A 23,554-nucleotide genomic window follows, 5' to 3' on the forward strand; every position below is an offset into this window, starting at 1 on the left:
CATGCGCAAGCACATCATTGCGTCCATCCAGGCGCACGCGGCGGCCCAGTATCCGAAAGAATGTTGCGGCCTGCTGCTCGCCATCGGTCGCAAGCAGAAGTACTTCCCGTGCCGAAACATCGCCACGGAGCCGAACGAAGAGTTCCGGCTCGATCCTGAGGACTACGCTGCGGCGGAAGACCTTGGCGAAGTGATCGGCATCGTTCACTCGCACCCGGACGCCACCAGCAGGCCGTCGCCGCATGACTTGGCCATGTGCGAGGCGACGGCGCAGCCCTGGCATATCCTGTCGTGGCCAGAGGGCGACATGCGCACGATCACGCCAACGGGCAGCACGCCGCTTCTCAACCGGCCGTTCGTACATGGGGCCTGGGACTGCTGGCAGGTGTGCGCTGATTGGTATGCCCGTGAGTGGGGTCTGGAATTCGAAGCCTTTCAGCGCACTGATGGCTGGTGGGAGAGCGCGGAGAACGCCAGCCTTTACGAGGCGAACTACGAGGCCGCCGGGTTTGTGCGCGTCGACCGACCGCAGCGTGGTGACATGATCGTTATGCAGGTTGGACGCACCGTTCACCCGAACCATGCCGGGATCTACCTGGGCATTGATCCGGCGTTACCTGGCGAAAAGTCGGGCGCGTTCGGCCCTGGTCCATTCCTGTTACACCACCTTTACGGTAGGCCGTCCGAGATCATCGTCTACGGCGGGCCCTGGCACGATCGAACGCGCTTGATCCTCAGGCACAAAGACGCGAGATAACCAACGTGACGCGGCATTGCCTTAGGAGGCGAGCGTGAGAGAATTATCAAATTGGCTCACGGCGCAAAGCCACGCGAATCTGGCGCGCTTTGCAGAGCGGTCGCCTCAGGAATTGGAGCAAGTCATCGTAACCAGCGCGATGACTGAGGCTGCCATGGAATACGTCTACAGCCTCTACGATCCGTTAATGTCCACTCACCTGTTGGAAGAGGTTTTCCGGATTATGGCAGTTCTTCAGCCGAAGGTTCTGGCAAAGACAGAAGTGCTTCATTCACCTTGAACGAAATAGCGTCTAGATTGGCAAAAACCTTTACGAGAGCATCTTCGGGAATGTCAGGATGCTGAATCAGGCCGGCGAACAAACTCAAAGCCGAAAACGTTGTTATCAAACCCACCGAAAGCTGCTTGAGACTGTGAAGGCTGAATTCCTTGGCGAAAGCTGAGTCATCGCTATTCCTGCGCATGATGTTAGTGGCCTGGGCAGCCTGCACTCCCTCGGGAGAAGGTGTCCATTGCCAATGTGCGACCTCGTTTCGCAATAGCGATAGCTTCCGATATTCGCCGATAGCTTTCGAGAGCCTTGCATTTAGCTCAGAACTGATTGGCGGTTGCTTCGCTTTCGCCATGTCGAGGATGGCTTTTGTCATGCCTCCGGCTTTCAGGTTCAGGGATTGAATCAAGATGTATGCAGTCGCGGCGGATACTCCGGAGAGCGTCACGAATAGGTCAAGAAGAGGTGGGTCGCACAGAGCATGATTAATGACGACCTGCCCAATCTCCTGTTTCATTTCATCACTGGGGCCTGCTCTATAGCCCCAATTCTCGTATTCGTTGCCCGGCGCGCCCTCCAAGTCATAAACGCGCCGAAATTGGCGCAACCCCAGTCCTTGGGCTTGCAGGCGAAGGACTGGGAAATCCTTTACGCTTTTGTTTGGGTTTTGACGATAAGCCGCCATTTCACGTCAGGACCGAACACGGTAGGGTGTTGGTGGTGGTTTTGCGGTGGGAATTTGTCACCTTTGTTCGAGGTGATTTCATCGCCACAGCCTTCGCACCGGTAGATGCCCGAGGCTGGAACTATGCTCCCGATCTGATGTAGGTCGTTCCAGTCGCCGCCGCCGAGAATAGTTGGCGTCTCATGGAAGACGTACTTCGCCGTTTGTTCCGTTACGATCGCCATTTTCCTTCCTGCCCTGTGTAGAAATCAGGCACAAAGCTACTACGGCAGCAAGTCAGCCAGTTACTGGCATTCCATCCACGCTGGATGCCCGGACAGGATTCTTTTAAGGAGTTTTCCGGTCGGTTCGATCTTGTGATGGCGCAGTGCTAGAGTGCGTTACAAATCACAGGAGTTGAAAGATGGTGCGCACGGTAGCTGTTTTGATGGGTTTCGCTTTTTTGGCTGGCTGCGCTAACACCCAAGAGGTTGACGCTTGGCGATCGGAGGCCCAGCGAACAACGCCAGTGTGTACAAGCGAAAATCAGTGCCAGGTTATGTGGTCGGCAGCGCGTAGCTGGGTTTTGAGTCATGCCGGCACAAAGATTCAGACCTATGGGGCTGATTATTTCGACACGTACAATCCCATACCAAACAGTCCTGCTCTGGCCGCACAGGTTTCAAAGGATGCTCTTGGGTCTGGAAAGTACAAGATCGGCGCAAAGCTCTGGTGCGACAATATGTTCGGATGCCAACCGAATGCATGGCAGGCACTTCTAGACTTCAACCGAACTGTTAATCAGGCGGGTGTCGGCCAGTAATCGAGTAAATAGGAGTACAGCATGCGGATTTTGATAGCGGCGGTAGCGGTGGCGATGCTGGCGGGGTGTGCCTCATCGGCGATCTCGGTGCGGGATGCTAAGCCGGTACCGTCGGACGAGGTCTATGCCTTCCAGACCAAACCAGCTGGCGAGAGCGGAAAAATCACCGTGGTGCGCGACTCCGGCGCGGTCGGTTCTGGCTGCGACATCGTTGTTTATGTCGACGGCCGGAGGGCTGCAAAAATCGGAACTGGTCAGCGGGCCACATTCTACCTTCCGCCGGGGTCGCCCAATCTCGGCGCAGGCCTGGCTGGCTCTGGCTTGTGCGCAGGCGCTGCAATTCGAACCATCGCAGCAACGGTGCAGCCAGGCAAAGAAAGCCTGTACCGTATCAGCGGCGACATGGCTGGGTTCTACATAGGGCCCTATGTCGATTACAAGTGAATCAAGAAACCTTGAAACCGCCTCCGGGCGGTTTTTTATTGCTCGGAGAAAGTGATGCAGGCATCAGCGATCAACTACCAACCCATGACGACGATTCGCCTGCACGGGCAGCTCCGACAGTTCGGAAAGTCCTTCAGACTCGCGGTGAAATCGCCGGCGGAGGCGATCAAAGCACTATGCGTGCAGATCCCCGGATTCGAGCGGTTTCTTTCGAATGCCAAGTCGCGCGGCCTTGAGTTCGCGGTGTTTCGCGATAAGCGCAATATCGGGGAGAAGGAGCTGCGCTACAACGGTGCCGGAGACATCCGGATTGCGCCCGTGATCGTAGGCAGCAAGCGCGGCGGTATTCTTCAAACCATCGTCGGTGCGATCTTGATTGTTGTGGGTGTTATTTTCTCTGCAACGCCTTTCGGTACTCCGCTCATAGGTGCGGGCATCGGACTTGTCGCCGGCGGCGTGATTCAAATGCTCAGCCCCCAGGCCGGCGGCCTCAAGACTAGTGCCGCACCAGAGAACACTCCCGGCTACGCCTTCGGCAGCGCCAAGAACACCACCGCATCGGGTAACCCGGTGCCGCTATGCATCGGGGAGCGCCGTTGGGGCGGCGCGATTATCAGTGCTGAGATCTACGCAGAAGACCAGGCTTAGGACGATTATGACGCCTCAGCTTTCATCTGTTTTGGCTGCCCTCGTACGTATCCGCCCAACATCCAAAGGCCGCCAGTAATGAGCGCAGTAACCAAACCTATAGCCAAACTGCCCAGTGCCACTCCTATGTCATAGGCCGTCATAAGTCCCGTAAAAAATTCCAATACGGCGCTTACGCTTATTTTAGCCGTTACGAGTCCGAATAAAATTGACGCGGCATAAACTGGTGCTGAGAGTGCAATTCTCATCCATTTACTTGCTTTGTTCACCGAGTACTTCCTTGTTGGACTGAGTAATTCGTTGCATGTTAAAGCCTGCTCGCGGCAAATCCAATCTTGCAGCTTTTCCTGAAAATTCTTTAACCAAAACCGCCCATGAGGCGGTTTTTTATTGCCTGGAGAAAAGCATGGGTGCAGCACGGAAAATCGATGTGTATGGCGCTAAGGGCGGCTCGGATAAGCCGAAAACACCAACCGAGGCACCGGATAGCCTGCGCTCTGTCGCAATGGCAAAGATGCTGATCGCTGTTGGCGAAGGTGAGTTCGAAGGCACACCTACCGCGCGCGATATTTTCCTCGACAACACTCCGCTTCAAGACCCCCAAGGCAACATGAACTTCCCGAACGTTAAATGGGAGTGGCACGCCCTGGGTTCGAGCCATCACCAACACTCAGCTTTCTGCTGTGCGCGTGCGCTTTGCCTGCCCTAGTCTCTTATCCAATTTCCTAAGGCCGAGCAGCCAACAATGTTGGCTGCACTTCGAGGTTGTCGTGGTTCAAAGCCAGAGCGTCTGAATCGCTACCCGCGATTGTTTACATTCATTGCGTATGATAGGTTTGATTTAAACATTCATTCAGTATGTATGTTTTCTGGGGTCGTCGAGGCTGCGATCCGTTTCCTATCAGGGAACGGTTAACCCACTAGCTTTCCGGGATTAGCGGCGCGATCAAAGCACTTTGCAGTGAGCCCTGTATCCAGGGTGGCAAATGCCTCGCGTTTTGGGCGAGTCCTGAATTTCATCTAAAGGGATTTAGCAATCATGAGTTCACCTTCAGTCGCTTCGCCTGCACCTTCTCCACGGTATCCATGGCTGGCAGTGACCGCCATGGGCCTTGCTACATTTTCGGTCGTGACGACAGAAATGCTTCCAGTCGGTTTGCTGACGACCATTGCCGGCTCGCTTGAAACGTCAACGGGAAGCGCTGGTTTATTGATCTCATTGCCTGCTTTGCTAGCGGCTTTTTTTGCACCGCTGGTGGTGATCGCAGCAGGCAATCTGGACCGCCGTTGGATTTTGTGCGGTTTACTCGTCCTGTTGGTAATCGCCAATATTGCATCGGCCCTGGCCCCAAGTATGGTGTGGATGCTGATTGCGCGTGCGCTTGTCGGCTTCTGCATGGGGGGGATCTGGGCTGTCGCGGGTGGCTTGGCCGCTCGGCTGGTCCCGGCACACGCAGTGGGGCTGGCCACCTCCATTATTTTTGGTGGGGTCGCTGCGGCATCCGTGCTGGGTGTGCCATTAGGCGCGTTGATCGGTGATTTTGCCGGTTGGCGTTGGGCTTTCGGCTGCATGGCTATTTTCAGTGCGGGTGTGCTGTTGATTCACCTCTTCGCCATTCCCGCTTTGCCTGTTCACCACTCAGTCACCTTGCGCCAGTTCGCTGAACAGTTTGCCAACCGCAAGTTGCAAGCCGGTCTCGCACTGACCATCTTGCTGGTGGCCGGGCACTTCATGGCATTCACCTTTGTCCGTCCGTTGTTGTTATCGGTCTCCGGATTCGATGCTCAATGGATCGGCGCGTTGCTGTTCGCCTATGGTGTCGCGGGCATCATTGGCAACTTCCTGGCGGGTATTATCGCCGCGCGCCGCACGGCCCTGACCCTGGTCTTTATCTCGCTGGGATTGTTGTTGGCGCCAGTGCTGTTCCTGACGATCGGTGACTCCCATGTGGGGGGCGGCCTAGTGTTGCTGGCCTGGGGGCTGGCCTACGGTGGCGTGTCGGTGGGCTTGATGACCTGGATGATGAAAGCGGCGCCGCATGCAGTGGAAATCGCTACTGCGCTTTATGTCGGTGTATTCAATATCGGTATTTTTCTGGGGTCGTGGTCGGGTGGGCAGGCGGTAGACAGGTTCGGTCTGGCCACCAATCTCTGGTTGGCCGCAGGTTTGGCCACATTGGCACTGCTGCTGACGTTCGCGATCCGTTCAAGTGGCAAAAAAACTCAGGCAATTTGCCCATAGGCTGGGCCCGAAAGGGGTTCGGTTGTTCGATTGGAAACCTATCCCCCTCGTTTCACGCACGACTGTGACGGGGGGGAGTGTGCACGACGGTAAGTGGTCAAAGAAACTTGATCAGTAACCATAGGCATCGCTGGCAGGAGAAGGGCGGTATGCGGGTTATACGGATTGCAATGCACACCGTCGCAGGCTTATTCGCGCTTGGCGCCGGGTTTTTGTTCTTGGGCGGACTGTGGTTGATAGTGCTTGGCGGGAGCTGGTTCTACGCAGTGGCAGGCTGTCTTCTTGGCTACGTTTCCTATTCGCTTATCAAACAGCACGCTCATGCTTTCAGCACGGCAATCGTCCTGTTGATTTTCAGTGTGATTTGGGCGCTGCTGGAGGTGGGCCTGGACTACTGGCAGTTTGTGCCGCGTGTGTCCTTATTTTTAGGCGTGGCTTGTGTGGTTACGTTGTTTTACGCGCAGCTTAGAACTCATGACGGCGTGCAAGGTGGACGCAAGATGCGAACGCCAGCGTCGATTGTGTTGTTCGGCATCGCGTTTGTCGGCATCGGGGCTGGTTTCTATCCGCATGCATCAGTTGTTTCAAAAGGCGTGCTGACGGCTGAGGGAGCATCCAGCGCCAACCCTCCTCTGGAACACGCAGTCAATCAGGATTGGCCTCAATATGGGCTCAGTGCACGGGGCACTCGATATTCAGAACTTGCCGAGATAGAGCGTTCGAACGTAACGGATTTACAGGTCGCCTGGGAGTTTAAAACCGGTGATGTACCCACCGCAGAAGCTGCCTTTCAGGGCACCCCGATAAAGATAGGCGACATGCTCTATGTCTGTACGCCCTACAGCAAAGTTATGGCGGTCGACGCTGAAACCGGTGTTGAGAGGTGGCGATTCGATCCACAAGTAGTTTCAAAAGAATGGCAGCGCTGCCGTGGCCTCGCGTCCCATTCGGCGCCTGACGAAAGCGTCACGGGCAACGTGGATGACAGCACGGACGGCTTGTGTAAAACGCGTATTGTACTGACCACCCTCGATGCAAGGTTGTTCACGCTTGATGCCCGCTCGGGTGAGGCGTGTCCTGGGTTTGGCGAGCACGGTTACGTGGATCTGCTGAAGGGATTGAGCGAAAGGGCTAAAGACTCCTATTTCCCTACCTCAGCGCCCCTTGTTGCGGGTGACGTCATTGTCACCGGTGCGCGTATGCAGGATTGGGCCAGTGGTGGCGAGCCATCGGGTGTTGTGCGTGGTTGGGATATTAAGTCAGGGCGGCTTGTCTGGGCATGGGACCCGGCTGCTCCAAAGAGGGGGCATCCGCTCCCGGAGGGGGAAATTTACGCGGATGAGACCCCCAATTTCTGGGGCACTGCCTCCTATGATTCTGAACTGGGATTGATCTACGTACCGACGGGTAATCAGACTCCAGATTTCTGGGGCGCTGATCGTTTACCGTCATCTGAAACGTACAATGCTTCAGTCGTCGCCATTGATGTGAAAACCGGGATTGATCGTTGGCACTTCAGGACCGTCAATCATGATCTCCATGATTATGATGTTGCCGCTCAGCCCATTCTTCATGACCTTGTAATGGGGAATGGAGAAAGCATTCCTGTCGTGATCGTTTTGACAAAAATGGGGCAGATTTTTGTTTTGGACCGCCGCAATGGTCGTCCTGTTCTCCCCGTTGAATCACGTGCGGTCAGTGTGGAGGGCGCGCCTGCCGGCCAACATCCATCCGCTGTCCAGCCTTATTCACGAGCGTCACTTGACTACGGTCCGCTCACAGAAAAAAGTATGTGGGGGATCACCGCGCTTGATCAGCTGTATTGCCGCATTCAGTTTAAGCGTATGCATTGGAAAGGCGATTTCACACCGATAAGCACACAAAAAACAATCATGTACCCCGGTTATTACGGGGGCATAAATTGGGGGGGCGGGGCGGTTGATGTCAGTTCAGGCCTGCTGGTTGTCAATGATATCCGCATTGCTCATTGGGCCCAATTTATCAAGCATGAGGATGCCCTGGCCGCTGGCTACAATCCTACTGGCGCTGCGGGTAATTACGCTCAACAGCGTGGGGCACCCTATGGTGTCATTCACGGAATGTTCACCTCGCCACTCGGAGTGCCCTGCACTGCGCCGCCTTACGGCACATTGACCGCAATTGAGCTTCGGTCCGGAGAGATCGCATGGCAAGTCCCCATGGGCAGTACCGAAGACACGCCTTTGTTGGGTGCGATTACCGGATTACGTTTGCCTCTTGGAATGCCCACCATGGGCGGACCTCTTGTTACCCGTGGTGGGGTGGTCTTTTTCTCCGGTTCGATGGATCACTACCTCAGGGCCATGGATAGCGGGACCGGGAAGGAACTCTGGAAAAGTCGACTGCCCGTCGGCAGTCAGGCGACCCCCATGACTTACCAGGGTGGCAGAACGGGAAGGCAATACGTTGTTGTCACTGCGGGCGGTTCGCAAGGCCCGGAGCAAGAACGCGGAGACTATGTGATCGCCTACCGCCTCCCTTGATCGTTGTGCCGAAGCGGGGCTGCGTATGCAACTTACACATCGCTGCGCAGCGGACCACATCTGCCTGTGGAAAAGAGAACGAGATGAAGGGAAGCACGCATTATGACGTATGAGGTTTTTGAGCTCGGTGACATTCAGTTGCAATCGGGTCGTCGTCTCCGCGAGGCCCGATTGGCATACAAGACCTATGGTCGCCTTAATGACGCAAAGGACAATGTTATTGTCTATCCGACGTCCTTCGCAGCCACCCATGAAGATGCCGCCTGGTTGATCGGGCCAGGTCGTGCGCTGGACTCGGAAAAGTATTTCATTATCGTGCCAAACGCTTTCGGCAATGGCTTGTCCAGCTCGCCCAGCAACACGGCGGCGCCGCAGAACGGTAATCGATTTCCACACGTTACGATCCACGACAATGTTGTTCAGCAACATCGCTTAGTTACCGAATTGTTCGGTATCCAGAAAATTCGGATGGCCACAGGTTGGTCTCTGGGCGGCACTCAGGCCTTTGAGTGGGCCTGTGCATTCCCGGACATGGTTGAGCGGCTGTTTACCTTTCAGAGCGCAGCACGCACGTCACGTCATTTGTATGTGTTTTTTGACAGCGTGCGCGCGGCGATCGAGCTGGATGCCGACTTCCGGGAGGGGTTTTACACGCGGCCACCGCAACGCGGCTTACGTGTTGCCGCGCGTGTCTATGCTGCCCTGGGGCTGTCTCAGGCGTTCTTCCGCGACCGACTGGATGAGACCGCACTGGGCTACGCATCCATTGAAGACTTCCTGATTGATTTCTGGGAAGGGTGGTTCCTCAAGCGAGATGCCAACGACATCATTGCGCAACTCTGGAGCGGACAGCATGCAGACATCAGCGCAAATGCCCGTTACCAGGGCGATGTCAGTAAGGCATTGGCTTCGATCACCGCCGATACGCTGGTGATGCCTGCATCGAGTGATCTGTACTTCCCTGTCCGAGATGCCGAACACGAGGTCAGTCGGATACCCAAAGCCGAACTGCGCATATTGGAATCCGTCTGGGGGCATGTCGCTGGCGAAGGCCTGAATGATGCGGATACCCGGGTGATTGAACAGGCGATGATTGAACTTCTTGCACGCTAGCGCATGTGGCGCTGTTTCACGGGGCACGGTGTGCTTGTTATCGAACTACGCGAAAGTGACAATAGATACAAACCGCATGTATAGCTGCACCTATTCATGACTTCATGGACATCACAGGTCATGCCGCCTTCAGTGAGGAGATAACCGATGGTTCGCCGCACCCGCGCCGATATGGAAGAAACCCGTGCCCTGTTAATAGTCAAAGCGCGAGAGATGTTCAGTGAGCGAGGCTATGCGGACACCTCAATGGATGAGCTGACGGCTCAGGCGAGCCTGACCCGTGGCGCGCTCTACCATCACTTTGGAGACAAGAAAGGCTTGCTGTCAGCAGTCGTCGAGCAACTCGACGCTGAAATGGATGAGCGTCTGCAAGCCATTACTGACACTGCAGCAGATGCCTGGGACGGTTTTCGCCAGCGCTGCCGTGCGTATCTGGAAATGGCCCTGGAACCACAAATCCAGCGGATTGTGCTGCGCGATGCCAGGGCAGTACTGGGCGGCACCTCACCCGATGCACAGCGTCATTGTGTAGAGTCGATGCAGCGGATGATTCAGGTCTTGATCCAGCAAGGTATCGTGGTGGATGTCAACCCTCAGGCGCTGGCGCTGCTGATCTACGGCAGCCTTGCCGAAGCCGCGTTCTGGATTGCAGATTCGGAAGAGGGCGATAAGCGACTCGCGCAGAGTGTGGTCGCGCTTGAGTTGCTGCTGAGGGGCATCCTGGTTAAACCAAAGGCCGACCCCCAGTAGATAAGTTCGTTGCCAGAAGCAGGGGCACGCGCATCATCATTTGCTTAGCGGATCCAAGTGCACATCGCGCTAGGATTAAGAAACGAAAGCCACTCTATTGAGTGGCTTTTTTCTGCCGGTCATTCCAAGCGAAGTGCTTTAGCGTCGAGACTTACACGGAATACGCTTGCGTAAGCGAGTGTTCTCGCATCCGTCGGTGTCCCCAGACAGCCACCAGCAGTACCGCCGCTCCGGCTGCCAGAGCAACGTTGAATCCATAGCGAGCCCCTTCCATATCGACTAACTGGCCCGATGCCGCAGCACCCATCGCCACCCCGACATTCAAGCCCGCCAGCAACCAGGTCATGCCTTCAGTCAATTGTCGTTCCGGTACGATTCGCTCAACCAAGGACATCGCTACGATCATTGTGGGCGCGAAGAATAGTCCAGCCACCAGTACCGCTGCGGACAGGCCGGCAATATTGCCCGCCATCAACAAGGGCAGTGTGGTTGCTGCCGTAGCCAAGCCACCCAACAGCAAGAGTGTGTGGAGCGGTGTTTTCAGTTTCAGCGCACCGAACAACAGGCCAGCGGCGCACGAGCCGATGGCATAACAGGACAGCACGATACTCGCGGCTGCCGGACTCCCCATCTGTTCAGCGAATGCGACACTTACGATATCGACCGTTCCAACGATGACGCCCATCGCGACCATCAGCAATGTTAATAGTCGCACGTCCGCCAAGCGAAAGATGGAGGCCGTTCTCGTTCTCTTTTCTTCGGCGGATTCCACTGGCGGCTCGGTGGATACTTGGGCCGCCAAAGCAAGCGTACCAATCGCCAGCATCACGACGGCCGCCAGCGGTCCGGCCTGGGGAAAGACGGCCACGCTCAATCCCACGGAAATCGGCGGCCCTGCGATAAACGTCACTTCGTCCAGTACGGTTTCGAGGGAGTAGGCTGTTTGCAGGTGGGGCTTGCCTCGGTATATCGCCGTCCACCGGGCGCGAACCATCGCCGACATGCTCGGCATGAAGCCCGCTAACACTGCCGCCAGGAACAACGTCCAGTCAGGCGTGTGCCAGTAGGTGCAAGCCAGTAGTAGAAGCAGGCCCACCACACTGAGACCAGCAGACAATGGCAGTACCCGGCGTTGGCCATAACGATCCACCATTCGTGAAACCTGCGGTGACATCAGTGCATAGGTCAGGACAAAGGTGGCAGAAACCGCGCCAGCCAGTGCATAGCTGCCACGCAACTGCGAAAGCATCGTGATAATGCCGATACCTGTCATCGGGAGCGGTAAACGGGCTAGCAGGCCTGCCAGGGAAAATGCCCTGGTGCCCGAGGCTTGAAACAGTATTCGGTACGGATTAGCCATGTTCGATACTCCTTATCGAGTGAGTACAGCGTGTCTGACGATCGTTGAATCGGGTTTTACATTCGCTGCGTATCATTAAAATCGTATAATCATACGAGATGAATGTAAATGATTGGTTGGGCTGGCGCACAGGCTCCACGGTGCCTCAAATCTCTGCTCAAGGGCGCCCATAGCTGAAATCAGGCATATAGAGTTGCGAGTCGAGTGTGGGTAACGCCTGTTTGCGGGGGAGGGCGAGCAGAGTGAGCAGGGTATCGGCGTGTACGGACCACAGGCCACGGAACAGGGTGCCGTTCTCGAATCGGTCGCTCACCCGGTCAGTGACGAGGCGCAGCGTAAAGCACCCTTCGTCATCCCAGGAAGTGAGTTCGGATTCAGTAAATTCCATGTCGGTATGGCACAACGGAAACAGCGTCTTGAACAACGTTTCCTTGGCTGAAAAACACAAGTAGAAGAAGGTCAGCGCCCGTTCCCTGTCCATTTTTTTGAACTGGTTCAGCTCGGGCAAAGAAAGGACGTGATTGGCCATTTGCTCAAGTTCTGCGTGCTCAACCATCGATTCAGCATCCAGGCCAATGGCGAGATAACGCTCCGCATCGCCCACACATGCCAGTGCGCACTCTTGAGTGTGGGTGATCGAACCCTTGAACTCCTTTGGGAATTTTGCATAGCGATAGGGCTTGGCAATCGGCGGCCACACGCTATCGCCACCCAGTGCCTGAAGCGCTGCAGCCGAACAGATTCGGCCGGCTGCGAACTCCTTGCGCCGGGATGTCATGGCGCACGCCAGCCACTCCTCTGCCTGCGGCATATCGCGCTCGACGACGTCTTTTACCTGGAATGAAAACAATGCCATCCGAGGTAATTCCGGGTAGTTGAATGGCCATATGCGAAGAGCTGAACTCATGGCGTGCAGACCACGGTTCTGTCTTCCGTCATGCGCAGACGAGAATGGTAAAACCCTGGCGCTCCATAAGTGACATCGGAGGATGAGTTAACCGCGCCGCCGTGGATGTCGGTAAACACCGAACACTGACTGATGAAATAGTTACCGCAGAAATTTACGGACAGCAGGGCGCCAATGTCCGCCGAAACACACTTCATGGCCTTTTCAACATTTGCATCGATGGCGTAGAGCCCCAGTCCCAGCACACCAAACTCTTGGCCGACGTAGCTGAGTTCGCGGGCAACGGTCTTGAGGTCATCTTTGACGATAACAAAGGAGACCGGACCTGCGACTTCGCTGGCGTAGTAGTCGAGACTGCTTGAAAAACCCGGTTGTACCGCAATCACAGAGGGCGTCAGTACCTGGGCATCAGCAAACTCAGGATCCTGCAGCAGCTCGCAATGGCGCAATACCTTGGCAAATCTGGCACCTTCGCATTGCCGAATATCGGCGACGGTTTGTTTGCCGATGATGACCCCGAGCAGATCACGTGGTGGCTGAAATCGTTGCAGCAATTGATCGATCCGAGCCACCAGGTCGCGCTGGAATACGTCAACCGTGATGATCTTGTCAGGTAACCGAATGCCGTCCTTGAGCACGTAGATGTTCTGCGGCGACGTGCACAACTGCGCTGAGTAAGAGCACAGACCGAATGCCAGATTCTCGATCATGCCGTCGTAGTTGTCCGTAGAGTGCACAAACACGGAGGTTTGGGCGCTTTGCTGGGTCATGACGCGGGCGTGCCATGCATGCTGACGCAGCCATTTGCCAAATTCGGATTTACCCATGTAATCAATCAGCTTCACCGCACGGTGCTGCGCAGCCTTCCTGTAGTCAGCGTCGTTATCAGAGCAAAACAGGTTGATGATGTCTGCTGAAACACCCGCTTCGGCGCACACTGATTTAATCGCCTTTACGGTCAATGCCAGCGGCAGGATAGCTTCGGAGTGAGGGATGACAATGACAGGGCAACCCGCAGCCAATGAGGCGAAAACGCACGGGTATGCCCCCCAGGTGGGGGCGACCCGACCCGAATACACCAGAGAAAGGCCAGCAGGCTTTGGCTGGAAGTTGCGCAAAATCCGCTGTGGCTGCGCGTCCCCTACGCTGAGTTCGGAGTCCACCTGTTGGGTCAGTTCGGCCGTTATTTGACAAATACGCGCAACGGATTCAAGCGCTCGTGCCTGGGCATGAACAGCGTTCGCATGAAAGCCCATGAAGAAACCATGGCCACTGGTATGCATACCCACCTGAGAGAACAGGAACGTGTCTGCATGAATTCTCGTGATTGCTTCGCACAGCAATGCACTACGAAGCTCAACACTCAGGTGCTCCCATTTGCTCATCGAACGATTGGCCTTTTTAACCAGGCTATCGAAGTGTTCGGCACGGTATGAAATGCCTAATGGAAACCCATAAGGCGACGTCTCCTTACCGACTCTCTTCTCCCCCAGGTCCGCTGAGCTGCGACGGTCGATCTGAAACTTGGAGTCGAGCAGGCGCTTGAACCTGATCTCGCCCTGTTCGATTTGAGCATGCTCGTAGTTCGTCAACTCATCGGAAAACGGGCTGTAAGGCTGCCTGGATTTCACCGCGACAATCGCGCTATTCATCATTGACCGATGCTGATCACGCCACATCTTCAATCTGCGTACGTTCATGATGCCTGGCCGATCTTTTGAGCTGATCCAAAGTCCGTCCCGGTAGGCATCTGCGCCGCAAACATCGCATCGAGTTCTGCGGTTGTGGCTGACTTAGCCATGTCCACAAAACTTTGTGCATCATTGCCCACGCTGTATTGAGCCAGAGGCTGCGCAGTCGTCAGCACGTCAAGGATGACTTCAGCGAAGTCGGCTTCGCTGGTGGTGGCAGCGCGGGCCAGCGCTTCGCTCTGTTTGAGAAACTCGGTGAATGAGCGAGCGTATATTTGCCTCGCCTCGCCGCTGACCTGATTCATGATGTCCTGGCCGGTGGCGAGAAACTTATCCCAGATAGGGGTGTAGATCGCGCCCGGCTGTACCACGCTGACCGTGACGCCAGAGTTGGCCAGTTCTCTGCGGAGTGCATCAGTGAATGCCATTTTTGCAAACTGAGCGATGGAGTACGCACCCAGGTAAGGAACCGCAATGCTTCCCAGGCCGGACGTGATGTTGATGATGCGCCCGCGGTTTTCACGTAGCTGAGGCAGCATGGCCTGAGTGACCTGCAGTTGACCTATGACGTTCGTGTCAAGTTGTCGGCGCAGCTCTTGCGGGCTAAGCATCTCGAGTGGGCTGGGCACGCAAATGCCGGCGTTGTTGATCAGGCCCCACAGAGGGTAGGCAGTGTTCTTTGCCGCGATTTTTTCCAATGCCTGCGCGACCGACGCCTCGTCGGTGATATCGAGTCTGACTTCCTCCACATTGGCTTGCCCGTTAAACACGCCGCGAATCTCCCTTGCGGCAGCGAAAACATGAAAGCCATTACGAGCAAGCATCAAGGCTGCCGCATGGCCCAGACCCGAAGAAGCACCGGTAACAAGTACGCTTTTCTTAGACATGACAATCCCTTATCTGGCTGAAAATTTTCGTTGGGTGACTTATTGGGCGTGTACTGCAAAATCGTCGAACAGCATTGACGCCTGCAGTCGTTCTCGCATGGTTTTTGCCGGCGCGAGCAGCATGCCAACGTCGCGTTTCAGCCGAGGCAGGAATTGGTCGTATTGCTCCACATCGCTCAGCGCCCTTGATGCGTCGACGATGGCTTTAGCCCGGGGTTGGCGGATCGACTCGTATCGTCGCAACGCCGCTTGATGGTCTGTCGACGTCGACAGGACATGCCCAAGCACGGCTGAGTCCTCTATGGACAAGCCCGCGCCCTGGCCCAGGCTTGTGAGCATTGGATGAGCTGCATCGCCGAGTAACGTTGCACGCCCCTTGGACCACGTCGCTGGAAAGGACCTGTCTTTTGCATCGACCGTGATGATGGCTTCGTTGGGCGTGGCGTGAATAATGTCGGAAACGATGGCTGGCCATCCCTCATAGACCTTGGCAACGTCGGCGCTTGTGCCGGACCAGCCAACAGCCTCCTGGTTCGACATATTGGCTGTTCCCCACCAGTAGACCCATCCACCTCCGATATCAATGATGCCAATCCGCTTGCCCTTGCCCCAGTAATGCACGACATAGCCAGGGGTTATTTGCGGATGATCATATTTGACCAGTGCGAGCCAGCAGATGTATCCAGCCTCTTGTACCTGGCTGGGGATCCCCATCGCATCGCGCACCGCGGAATAGTAGCCATCAGCGCCGACCAGGATGTCGCCTGAGGCCTTGGTCCCGTCTTCGAAGGTCACGTGTACAGCGTCATCCGTTTCGTCGTAGCTTGCAAATCGCTTTGCGTGGCTGATGTCTACCTCCCCCAGGTTGTCCAGCAAGGCGGTTTGCAGTTGCTGTCTGGAAATGCAGACGCTGGGAGAACCTTGCTCCTCGGCAATTTCCTGGAACGGAAGACGCTTGAGGAGAAATCCGGACTTATGACGGATCTCGAAGTTGCGAATTTCGGCTCCGTAGTGCTCCAGCCCCAGATCTATATCGAGCAACTTTTTCATGGCCGCGCTGGCGTTCGACATCACCGAGAGACCTGAACCGGTGGCTCTCATGCTGTCAGCCTTCTCGAAAAGACGCACTGACCAGCCAACTTTTTTCAAGGCGGCTGCACACGATAAGCCGCCGATTCCGGTTCCGATAATGAGCGCAACAGGTTTGGTTTTCATGTTTTGACCCTGATCCATAGTTATTTGATTTCTTCAAGAATTGCCGTGACGAGCGCACCGACAAAAGGTTCTTCCATGATGGTCAAATGATCACCGTCAACCTCAATCAGCTTGATCATCCCCGAGGTTTTGCCCGCCCAACCATTGAGTGGATCGTTGTATTCACTGCGGATGGTGTCGTGCATATCCCGAAGAATGGGGGGGAGCGGTTCAATTGCCCGGATCAGGGTGATATCCAGTTCCGGGCACTTCGCCTCGTAGTTGTATTGCGTCGCCGCTTCCCAGTTAGTGCGATACACCTCGAACAGCCGCTGCATGACGGCTTTGGTACTACCGGCCGGAATCGCCCCAATGGAGATTGCGTGATCGGTGATGAAGTCGAAGCGCTCCTGAAGCGTGGCGATATGATCAGGCACAATTTGGACAGGGAGCTCGGAGCCTCTCGACGTCCAGAGCAGTTCCCAAAAAAACCAACTCAGCAATGCGTCATCACTGGCTTTGCCTTGGGCGTGTGAGCTAAGCGCCATGGTGTCCAGAATCAGTACATTGGCAACGCGCTCGCCTGCCCGTATCAACTGCTGGGCTATCTCAAATGCAATGAACCCACCGTAGGACCAGCCACCGATGACGTACGGACCTTCGGGCTGGATTCGACGCATTGCTTCAATGTACAAACGTGCTTGTGCCTCGACAGACGGGATGGGCTCAGAGCCTGCATCGACCCCCGAGGCCTGCAGTGCATAGAGTGGCTGTTCGGCGGGTAAATGCGGAAGCATGCGCAGGTACGAGAGAATATTGCCGCCCATGGGGTGGACAAGAAACAACGGTGTGCGCTGCCCGGTTTCGCGTAGCGGCACCAGTGGGTCGAACGTGAATGCGCCACCGCCTTTTTGAATCAGCACGCTGAGTTTTTCCATGGTCGGTGCACTGACAAAGGAAGACAGGGGCACGTTGATTCCGTACAACTTCTCAACCAACACAACCAAGCGCATTGCTGTCAGTGACGTGGCCCCGCAATCGAAGATGCTCTGTTGGGGGTAGATTTTCGGAGTCTTCAGAAGCTCGGCTGCCAATTGGCATAGCTTCATTTCGTACTCGCCGCTCGGCTCCCGGTAATTCACCGCGTTACCCAGCTGGACGTTCAGCGTGCGCAGCGCAGCGTCATCCCTTTTGCCGCTTGGCGTGGTCGGCATCTGCGCGATCCAGGCCATGTGAGTTGGCAGCATGTACGTCGGCAATTCCTCGCTGAGGTAATGCTTGAGCTGGGACAGCACCGCCTCGTCTTGCGACCCGCTTCCTGTCAGGTAAGCGACCAGGTAGGCGTCGTGCTCATCACGCGGCTTCGCGATCACTGCCACGTCAATGTGTTCGTTGCGGGTTTCAAAAAAGCTCAGGACTTTGAGTTCGATTTCCGACAGTTCAATTCTGTAGCCACGCACTTTGACCTGGTTGTCATTCCGGCCAAGGCTGATAACGGTGCCGTCGGCGCATTTGATACCGACGTCACCGGTTCGATAAAACAATTTGCCGGGTACATGATCGTGACGGATGAATTTCTTATCTGTTTCTTCTGGGGCTTTGTAGTAACCGGACGCCAGTGCGTCTCCGTAAACGCAGATTTCTCCCGGTACGCCATCGGGAATAACGTTGGCAGCGTCGTCAAGAATGAGGATGCCAACTCCGTCAATCTCGCTACCGATAGGAGGTAACGCCGGGAAGTAATCAGGATTACCGCTCATGCTGTAGCGGGTCACCACATGGGTTTCGGTTGGACCGTATTGATTTTCCAGAATCCCCCCGCGCAGATGTCTCATCAGTGCGCGAATCTCCTGGGTGACCCGCAATTGCTCGCCTGACGAGCCGACAACGCGCAGGCTGCCAGGAAACAGATCAAGGGCGACAGCCGCTTCCGCGAGTTGCTGCAGGGCGATGTAAGGCATGAATACGCGTTCCACGCACTTGCGATCCATAAACCTGAGCAGGGCCGAGGGATCACGGCGTTCCTCTTCGCTGATCAGGTGCAGCGTCGAACCCGCGCTTAGCGTTGAGAAAATTTCCTGGAACGAAACGTCAAAACTGAGCGGCGCGTACTGGAGTGTCGAGCCAACGGCGCCACTCGCCGATTTGTTCTGCCAGCCGACCAGATTCGCCAGTCCTCTATGGGGCATTGCGACCCCTTTAGGTGTGCCTGTGGAGCCTGACGTGAACAGAATGTAGGCGTTGTCGGTCGACTCAACCGCGACGTCTGAACAGGCGGCCTCTACCGTTTGTAAAAGGTCATTGGTGAGATCCAGGCGCACAGTACTGTCAGGTAGTTCGTTAACGCACGACCGGGTGACGACTACTTTTGGCGCTGCGATTTTCAGGATCAGTTCAATGCGTGCGGCGGGATAAGACACGTCGATAGGTAGGCAGATGGCCCCTGATCGCAGGGTTGCCAAGGCTGTGGCGATCTGTTCGAACGAGCGTGGCAATGCCAGGCCGACAACGTCCTGGCGCTGTACGCCTTTACTGCTGAGCAGAGACGCAATTCTGCCGGCGGTATCCCAGAGTTGTGCGTAGGTCCACTGGGCATCTTCATAGGTAACTGCAACGGCCTGTTGCTGATGACGCACGGCCTGAAGGATCTGCGCAGGCACGGGAATGAATGCGTCCCTGGCCGGGCCCGAGGCGAGATAACCGGATTGCGCAATCGGCGACCTGAAGAGCGCTTCTGCATGGGGTTGAAAGGCCAGGCGTTTCAACGCGTCATTGAAAAGCCGCGCAAAGACTTCACCTTGTTCGCGTGCATAGATTGCTCCATCCATATCCACACGGATGGCGACCTCGGCTCCCGAGAACTCGCGCATGACGTTCACAAGGAGGGCAAAACTGGTCTCTTCCTGCGGATCGAAGGCTGCGATCTCGATGCCGGTTTGTGCGGCGACTTCCTCCAGTACATGGAAGTGGATGTAGTTGAATGCTGTGCTTATGGATACGCCTGCATTGTCTGTCTGAATTTCACTCAACGGGAATCGACGATGACGGTGGCTCGCCTTCTCGTGCCTGAAGATTGACTCAACCAATTGTTGAGCGCTGACTTCGGCCAGGTTGACTCGCAACGGCAATGTGTTCAGAAACAATCCGAGAAGGTGTTCTGCGTGCCGGATCTCTGGGCGTGCGTGGGTCACAACACCTGTCAGCACGTCTCTCGTATTGCTCATTGACGCTATCGCCGAACAATGGGCAGCCAGGTAGAACGTCTTGATGGGCAGGTGAGAGCGTTTTGCCAGTTGCACCAATGCGTCATCAAGGGCGGGTTCAACAAAAAACCGGTACGAGAACATCCCGCTGTCCGCGCGCTCAAGGTGCGCCGCGAGTCCAATCGGCAGGATGTTGGTGGCGCCTTCCAGATGGCCCTTCCAGTAGGCTCGATGCTCGCTGCTATTTATTGCAGCGAGTTCGTCCTGAACAAACAGCGATGGGTTCGGTAAATCGTGGGTGGGATAACCCAGGGCTTCATCATTACCCCTCGCATAACAGAGGAGCAGTTCGCGAATCAGGTTCGCGACGCTACCGCCGTCAAGGATTGCATGATGGAAACTGAGCACCAGGTCCAGAGGAGCGCCTGATTCGTTAATGAAAACGGCTACGTTGAACAGTGGCCCTGTGGCAAACGAATAGTTGTGCGCGGACCACGCCTGCATATGCTTGGCTATTTCCTGCTCATAGACGTTTGCCAGCGGCGTATTGACGGCCAGAACCTCGTTTACCGACAAGTCCTTGTGAATAAGCTGAAGCGGGGTGGAGTATTCGCCGATGTTGAACGTTGTACGCAATGCCGGGTGGCGCTGGATTAAACCCTGCAGGGCTTCGCGGAACTTCTGTTCAGACCAGTCCATTTTCAGGGTGTAACGGAAAACGTCTTTGTAGACCCGGCTTTGTTCTTGCTCTCGGCTATGGAAGAGGAGCCCCAGTTGCAGTTGTGAAATCGGATAGGCGTCTACGGCCAATTCTGCAAGGCGCTTGCGCTCATTGTCAGTCACCAGCTCAAACGCACTCAGTGCCGCCTTGGGCAGGGCCACGTTGTCTGCGGTAAGTTCCAGGAAGCGCCCCAGTTCTTGAACCGTGGTGTGGTCACTCAGGTCGGACAAGTTGGCGTCATATCCGTGCTTCTCTAATTCCGAGCGCACCTTCAGCATCAGGATTGAGTCGCCTCCGATGGAATAGAAATCGTCCTCTGCAATAATGTCCCGCTGACCGAGAATGCCGCCCCAGATATCGCTGACCAGGCGCTCTGTCACACTCAACTCGGCTTTTGGTGCGGCAGTTTGAGTGGTATTGGCCATCGCTAATGCTTGGCCACGGTCGAACTTTCCATTGGGGGTGAGTGGGATATGGTCAAGGGCTACGAACCGGGAAGGAAGCATGAACGCCGGGAGCGCGTTAGCCATTTGCTCACGCAATGAGCGCTCGGTTTGTGGAATGCGACTGACAAACAGTGCCACCAAATGGTTGCCTCGCTTATCGTCCTGCTCAACGACGACTTCGGCATTCAAAATGTTTGGCAGATTGAGCAGCGTATTCTTGATTTCGCCCAATTCAATACGGTTTCCGCGGATCTTTACCTGGCCGTCCATTCTTCCCATATAAAGGATAGAACCATCCTTTGCCCACGCGGCGAGATCTCCGGTTCGGTACCAGCGACGCCCATCCTCCGGATCGGTAATGAAGCGTTCCGCCGTAAGGTCCGGGCGATTCAGGTAGCCTCTTGCCAACTGGACGCCGCCGATTTGCAGTTCTCCAGGTACGTTGACGAGCTGCCTGACACCATGTTGGGAGACGATACGTATTGACGTGTTGTTGATGGGGTAACCAATCGGCACTTCATCAATGTCCGAGTGGCCCAGCAGGTCCAGCTCATACCAGGTGACATCTACGGTCGCCTCGGTCGGACCATATAAGTTGATCAACCTGGGCGGCTGGGTATCGCCAGTGAACAGTTTGCGGAATTTATTCACGACGGCAGGGGAGAGCGCTTCGCCGCTGGTAAACAGGCAGCGCAGGCTCTGTACGCTGAGCAGTTGTTCTCGATCGTCTGCCAGCGCCTGGATGTAGGGTTCAAACATCGAAGGAACGAAATGGGCCACCGTGACCTTGTGATCGCTGATAGCTTTAATCAGCGCGCGAGGATCTCGCTGAGCCCCTTGCTCCAACAGGGCCACCGACGCCCCCGTCAGACTCCACCAAAAAAGCTCCCACACCGAAACATCGAACGAGATAGGGGTTTTTTGCAGGATCACATCGTTACTGGCGAGCGGATGAATCTCTTGCATCCACTCCAGGCGATTGATGACCGAGTGATGTTCAATCACGACGCCTTTCGGTCTGCCGGTCGAGCCCGACGTATAGATGATATAGGCGGGATCCTGGGGGCGAGCCTTGCTGACATAATTGACTTCGCGCGCCAGCTCCAAGAGGAGTACGTCGAGGTCGAACCTGCGCGGATCATCACTGCTCATGACCTGAGGCAGGTTGGTGATCACCCGTTTCGCGTTGCTATCCTCAAGCATGTACTGAATACGGTCTGCGGGATATTCGCTATCGATTGGCAGGTAAGCCGCACCCGTTTTCAGTACGGCGAAGATCGCTGCCATGAGCTGTGGCGACCTGACCATTGATACCGCTACAACGTCACCCGGGCCTACGCCTTGGTTTTCCAGCTCTGTGGCGATCGCCGAGGACCAATTGTCCAATTCGGCATAGGTGAAGGTTGCATGGTCGTGGTCACGCAACGCTATGTTGTAGGGGGTTCGTGCTGCCTGCGCTCGAAAAAGCGATATGACGGTGTCTTTTTCACTGTAAGACTTGGTGGGGCCTTCTTCGAAGGCCCGGAGTGTTTCAGCCTGCTCATAAGTCAGCAGGCTGACCTGGTCCAACGGCTTGTCCAGTTGGGGCAGGAAGCCATCCACCAACTGAAGGAACGCGTCGAGAAACACTGATGCGTGGCACTCGGAATCGAACGCCGCGCTGTTGAGGCAAATTTCCCCACATACGTCGGCGTTTTTTCCGTAGGTATGCAAGTGAATGGCCACCGCGTCTTGTGCGTGAACGTGGGCGGTGCTTCTGTGAGTCGACGACGGCACACCTTGATCAGACTGCGGGTAGCGCAGGTATGAAACCGTCGCATCGAACAGTTGTCGGTTGTGGCCAGAACGCGCGATTTCAGAGACCAGTTGCCCAAAGGGAATGGACTCTCTTTCCTTGATAAAGCTGACCTGTCGCTTGAGTGAAACCGCAACGTCTCGAAGCGTGTGAGCGTGGCTGACTTGAACGCTGACGGGAAGCGTGTTGGCTCTTTGGGTGACGGCGGTGATGTCAGCTTCGCCTCGATTGAGGAAGGGCACCCCAAGCAAAAAATGCTCGGCGCCATACTGGCATGACAGCAATACCGCCAATGAGGCGGAAACGGTCATGAAGGGCGTCATGCCGATATCCAGGGCGCGCTGAACGTCTTCAGCCGAAATCGTGAATGTACGACGATAGCGTTGGGATGAGGAGAGCGTCGGACCGGACTTCGAAAAAAGTATGGGGTTCACATCCTTGACTGTGCCAGCTACCTCAAGGATTGCCTGATGAAGCGCTGCACTGTGCAGGGAAGGAGTCTTTGCGGCGTGGTGCTCAACGTAATCGTGAAGGCTCGATTGAGGAAGTGCTTCCCTTCCTTCGAAAACGTTCAAAATCTTTCTGGACAGCACGTCCAATGCCCAGCTGTCGACCACGATGTGATGGCCTCGAATCATGAGCATCACTGAAGTCCCCACCTGCCCGATAGCTGCCTCAATCAGCGGAGCACGGGCAAGATTCCATGAGTGGCGGGACCATTCTTCGTAAAAAGCCGCCGAGCCGGATTCGTCGGTGAACTCAAATAGCTCTGCGACGATCTTGCTCGATGTTTGTCGTACCGTCGGATGGCCGTCGTTGTCATGGTACGTCTTGAAGCAAGCGGGCTCAGATCGCAGAACGTTCTCAGCGACGAATTTCAACCTTTCCACGTCGACCGATCCTGGCAGGCAAACGCACAAAGCCACGGTGAACTGGTGGCTGTGAGGGGCTTTTTGCGATTCAAACCAGATATCACGCTCAAACGGATTCAGCAGCTGAGCTGTGTGCGAGGCGGATTGTTTTTCGTCTACGGCGCTGGCGCTGTTCATCGCGATCTAACTCCCTTTAGATGATTTACGCGGCAGTAAGCGGAGAGGCAGCTGACACGATTGTCAG

General features: G+C 55.7%; 17 protein-coding genes and 1 pseudogene. 9 read left to right on the top strand and 9 right to left on the bottom strand.

Annotation, left to right across the window (positions count from 1 at the left end):
• Window position 1: 1 nt before the first annotated feature.
• Window positions 2–757, top strand: coding sequence for a C40 family peptidase (locus AD670_RS05570; protein WP_053128995.1), 756 nt, complete (start codon window positions 2–4; stop codon window positions 755–757).
• 221 nt (window positions 758–978) lie between these two features.
• Here the strand turns inward: AD670_RS05570 and AD670_RS05575 are convergent, their stop codons facing one another.
• Both AD670_RS05575 and AD670_RS05580 read right to left on the bottom strand, forming a co-directional pair.
• Entirely contained in the window at window positions 979–1,713 is a 735-nt protein-coding gene (locus AD670_RS05575; protein ID WP_156338112.1) for a hypothetical protein, read from the bottom strand.
• Entirely contained in the window at window positions 1,677–1,937 is a 261-nt protein-coding gene (locus AD670_RS05580) for a hypothetical protein (RefSeq protein ID WP_053129000.1), read from the bottom strand. Before AD670_RS05580 ends, AD670_RS05575 begins: the two co-directional genes overlap by 37 nt.
• Window positions 1,938–2,116: 179 nt before the next feature.
• On the opposite strand from AD670_RS05580, the gene AD670_RS05585 reads away from it, so the two are divergent.
• Genes AD670_RS05585 through AD670_RS05595 form a run of 3 tightly spaced genes read left to right on the top strand, consistent with a single transcriptional unit; the run spans window position 2,117 to window position 3,607 of the window.
• Complete coding sequence (locus tag AD670_RS05585) at window positions 2,117–2,515, top strand: hypothetical protein (RefSeq protein WP_053129003.1); 399 nt, start codon at window positions 2,117–2,119, stop codon at window positions 2,513–2,515.
• A gap of 21 nt (window positions 2,516–2,536) precedes the next feature.
• Entirely contained in the window at window positions 2,537–2,959 is a 423-nt protein-coding gene (locus AD670_RS05590) for a hypothetical protein (protein ID WP_053129006.1), read from the top strand.
• A gap of 54 nt (window positions 2,960–3,013) precedes the next feature.
• Window positions 3,014–3,607, top strand: coding sequence for a tail assembly protein (locus AD670_RS05595; RefSeq protein ID WP_053129010.1), 594 nt, complete (start codon window positions 3,014–3,016; stop codon window positions 3,605–3,607).
• Between the two features lie 5 nt (window positions 3,608–3,612).
• Here AD670_RS05595 and AD670_RS05600 read toward each other — a convergent pair whose 3' ends face one another.
• Window positions 3,613–3,876 (bottom strand): hypothetical protein, encoded by a 264-nt coding sequence (locus tag AD670_RS05600; RefSeq protein WP_156338115.1) that lies wholly within the window; start codon window positions 3,874–3,876, stop codon window positions 3,613–3,615.
• A gap of 137 nt (window positions 3,877–4,013) precedes the next feature.
• Between AD670_RS05600 and AD670_RS05605 the strand changes: the two are divergent.
• The 5 genes and pseudogenes from AD670_RS05605 to AD670_RS05625 form a co-directional block, all read left to right on the top strand.
• Window positions 4,014–4,326: pseudogene (locus tag AD670_RS05605) on the top strand (hypothetical protein); the annotation flags it as partial.
• Between the two features lie 320 nt (window positions 4,327–4,646).
• Complete coding sequence (locus AD670_RS05610) at window positions 4,647–5,849, top strand: MFS transporter (protein WP_053129020.1); 1,203 nt, start codon at window positions 4,647–4,649, stop codon at window positions 5,847–5,849.
• Window positions 5,850–6,019: 170 nt separating this feature from the next.
• The gene (locus tag AD670_RS05615; protein WP_053129135.1) at window positions 6,020–8,371 is read left to right on the top strand and encodes a membrane-bound PQQ-dependent dehydrogenase, glucose/quinate/shikimate family; all 2,352 of its coding nucleotides are present in this window, start codon (window positions 6,020–6,022) and stop codon (window positions 8,369–8,371) included.
• Window positions 8,372–8,473: 102 nt separating this feature from the next.
• On the top strand, window positions 8,474–9,484 hold the full coding sequence (locus AD670_RS05620; protein ID WP_053129022.1) for an alpha/beta fold hydrolase: 1,011 nt from the start codon (window positions 8,474–8,476) through the stop codon (window positions 9,482–9,484).
• Between the two features lie 147 nt (window positions 9,485–9,631).
• Entirely contained in the window at window positions 9,632–10,234 is a 603-nt protein-coding gene (locus tag AD670_RS05625; protein ID WP_053129024.1) for a TetR/AcrR family transcriptional regulator, read from the top strand.
• 151 nt (window positions 10,235–10,385) lie between these two features.
• Here AD670_RS05625 and AD670_RS05630 read toward each other — a convergent pair whose 3' ends face one another.
• The 6 genes from AD670_RS05630 to AD670_RS05655 form a co-directional block, all read right to left on the bottom strand.
• Complete coding sequence (locus AD670_RS05630) at window positions 10,386–11,594, bottom strand: MFS transporter (protein WP_053129027.1); 1,209 nt, start codon at window positions 11,592–11,594, stop codon at window positions 10,386–10,388.
• A gap of 157 nt (window positions 11,595–11,751) precedes the next feature.
• Window positions 11,752–12,450, bottom strand: coding sequence for a 4'-phosphopantetheinyl transferase (locus AD670_RS05635; RefSeq protein WP_053129030.1), 699 nt, complete (start codon window positions 12,448–12,450; stop codon window positions 11,752–11,754).
• Window positions 12,451–12,497: 47 nt separating this feature from the next.
• Window positions 12,498–14,201, bottom strand: coding sequence for an aldehyde dehydrogenase family protein (locus AD670_RS05640; RefSeq protein ID WP_053129034.1), 1,704 nt, complete (start codon window positions 14,199–14,201; stop codon window positions 12,498–12,500).
• Window positions 14,198–15,079 carry an SDR family NAD(P)-dependent oxidoreductase gene (locus tag AD670_RS05645; protein WP_053129037.1) on the bottom strand — a complete coding sequence of 294 codons (882 nt, stop codon included), beginning with the start codon at window positions 15,077–15,079 and terminating at the stop codon, window positions 14,198–14,200. Before AD670_RS05645 ends, AD670_RS05640 begins: the two co-directional genes overlap by 4 nt.
• A gap of 39 nt (window positions 15,080–15,118) precedes the next feature.
• Complete coding sequence (locus AD670_RS05650; protein ID WP_053129138.1) at window positions 15,119–16,294, bottom strand: FAD-dependent monooxygenase; 1,176 nt, start codon at window positions 16,292–16,294, stop codon at window positions 15,119–15,121.
• Between the two features lie 20 nt (window positions 16,295–16,314).
• Window positions 16,315–23,487, bottom strand: a complete 7,173-nt coding sequence (locus tag AD670_RS05655) for a non-ribosomal peptide synthetase (RefSeq protein ID WP_156338121.1) — start codon at window positions 23,485–23,487, stop codon at window positions 16,315–16,317.
• Between the last annotated feature and the right edge of the window lie 67 nt (window positions 23,488–23,554).

Origin of the sequence: Pseudomonas sp. MIACH (genome assembly GCF_001269925.1) — a bacterium.
Classification (GTDB): Bacteria; Pseudomonadota; Gammaproteobacteria; order Pseudomonadales; family Pseudomonadaceae; genus Aquipseudomonas.